The sequence below is a fragment of the Nocardioides sp. genome, from assembly GCF_036405735.1.
Lineage (GTDB): Bacteria > Actinomycetota > Actinomycetes > Propionibacteriales > Nocardioidaceae > Nocardioides.
In genome coordinates, this window is the sequence record NZ_DASWXC010000104.1 from 1 (window position 1) to 1,734 (window position 1,734).

The following is a 1,734-nucleotide window of genomic DNA, read 5'->3' on the forward strand; positions in this document are numbered from 1 at the left end:
ACGGGCGATGTGGTCGGCAATGCGGTTGGCGCGGGCTGGCGAAACGGCCCGCCGAACACGGATCTCGAGCAGTCGCTGGATCTGATCCGGCCGCAGTTCCATCGCCGGGTCGACGGCATGCTCGATCGCTTGTTCTGGCCCAGGGGTGACCGGTGAGCGACGACGAGGTGTGGGAGGCCGTCAAGGCACTCCTGCTGACCGCGCCCGGATTCAAGGGCCAGCACGTCTATGACGACGACGAGGTGCCGGGAAGCAACGGAAACCCAGGCACGCTACCTCCCGCATTTGCGGTGCTCAGCGTTGAGCGCCGTTACGTGCCCCCGAATCGCCAGGGCGGCACCGCCCGTGTCGGCTACCGCGCCGCCGTTCGCCATGTCGGCACAACCGCAACCAATGCTCGTCGCGTCGGCAAGTGGGTGCAGGACGCCCTCGAGTCCTCGCCTGGGCGCGGCAAGAAGATCACCGTCGGCGGCGTGAAGTCGACGGCCATCACCCACGAGTCGACCAACGCGGTCGCCAAGGACGGAACCGAGCACTCGGGGCTGTCCCAGTGGACTCTCGCTCTCTAGGAGGAGCCATGCCCAACGCCTACCTCGCCCGCGCTCTCCAGGAGCAGCAGGACGACCGCAAGTCCAGCAAGAAGAAGACGTCCGCGAGCAAGCAGCCCGCGACGAAGGCCGCCGAGTCGGCCGCCAAGTCCGACAGCACCGCCGACAAGGAGTCCTGAACATGCCTCTCGTGAACCCGCCCACCGTCAAGGCGCTGGGCCAGAAGGCCGTCGTCATCCTGACCACGCCGCCCGCCGCTGCCACCGGCATCCCGACCGTCACCGAGGTCAACGCCGGCGTCTTCGGGTCGCTGCACTTCTACGGCGACTTCAACGTGACCCCGACTCAGAACACGGGGGAGGGCCCGAAAAAGCTGGGCTCGAAGTTCGTCCCCACGCAGCTCGGCCAGGTGTCGTTCCCGGCTGTGGACGCGCAGTACTCCTACCTGCCCCAGGAGGTCGGCACGCCCGGCACCGATGGCAACGAGGTGTACGAGGCGCTGGTTCCGGGAGACCGCGTGACCGTCGTGGTTCTCGACGGCGTTGACGGCGAAGTCTCCGCCGTGACGGCCGGCGACATCGCCGACATCTACCTCATGGAGTGCGGCGTGCGCCGCAAGGGCCAGACGGGCGACGGGGAGTTCGATGAGAAGTCGGTCACCCAGTCGCTGATCGTCGTGGGTGGCGAGCCGATCGCCGAGGACCGCGCGCTCGCCGCTGCCTGACCCTGACGACCCCCGCCCGTCCTGCCGAGTGGCGGGCGGGGGTCTCACTCGGCAACTCGGCAGGAGTAGTCATGTTCAACCGAAAGAAGCAGGCGCCCATTCGCAGGCTCTACCGCGGGCAGGGCGCCCATGAAGACGTTCGGGAGTTCCTCGACCGCCGAATCATCGAGGAACTCCAGGGCATCAAGTTGGCCCTGCGCCAACAGCAGATCACGACGGCGCACCTTTCCCGGGTCGTCGAGCAGGCGACCGGGTATGAGCACCCCGAGCACGCACGGAAGCGCGCTATTGACGCGCTCCTTGCACAGGAGGGCGAGGGCTGATGCCCAAGTCTCTTGCGGATCTCCGCGCCGAGCGTTCCACCTCCCGCCCCGAGCGGCCGTACCGCGCTGTCGTCGGCGAGGGTCAGAAGTGCGTCGCCGAGGTGCAGCGGCTCACCGAGGAGCACGACGCCCTCCTGGC

General features: G+C 68.0%; 4 protein-coding genes. All 4 read left to right on the forward strand.

The features are described from left to right. The first annotated feature begins 152 nt into the window (after window positions 1-152). Window positions 153-569: a hypothetical protein gene (locus VGE38_RS16670; protein WP_331143681.1), complete on the forward strand. Its 417-nt coding sequence runs from the start codon at window positions 153-155 to the stop codon at window positions 567-569. A gap of 8 nt (window positions 570-577) precedes the next feature. Then, window positions 578-727 carry a hypothetical protein gene (locus VGE38_RS16675; protein WP_331143682.1) on the forward strand — a complete coding sequence of 50 codons (150 nt, stop codon included), beginning with the start codon at window positions 578-580 and terminating at the stop codon, window positions 725-727. 2 nt (window positions 728-729) lie between these two features. Continuing rightward, window positions 730-1,272, forward strand: a complete 543-nt coding sequence (locus tag VGE38_RS16680; protein ID WP_331143683.1) for a phage tail tube protein — start codon at window positions 730-732, stop codon at window positions 1,270-1,272. A 71-nt stretch (window positions 1,273-1,343) separates the two neighbouring features. Then, entirely contained in the window at window positions 1,344-1,595 is a 252-nt protein-coding gene (locus tag VGE38_RS16685; RefSeq protein ID WP_331143684.1) for a hypothetical protein, read from the forward strand. The last annotated feature ends 139 nt before the right edge of the window (window positions 1,596-1,734 follow it).

What these genes read in the sequence shown, in the direction of transcription:
- VGE38_RS16675 (WP_331143682.1), top strand. Translation starts at nt 578, where the DNA reads ATGCCCAACGCCTACCTCGCCCGCGCTCTCCAGGAGCAGCAGGACGAC.
- VGE38_RS16680 (WP_331143683.1), top strand. Translation starts at nt 730, where the DNA reads ATGCCTCTCGTGAACCCGCCCACCGTCAAGGCGCTGGGCCAGAAGGCC.
- VGE38_RS16685 (WP_331143684.1), top strand. Translation starts at nt 1,344, where the DNA reads ATGTTCAACCGAAAGAAGCAGGCGCCCATTCGCAGGCTCTACCGCGGG.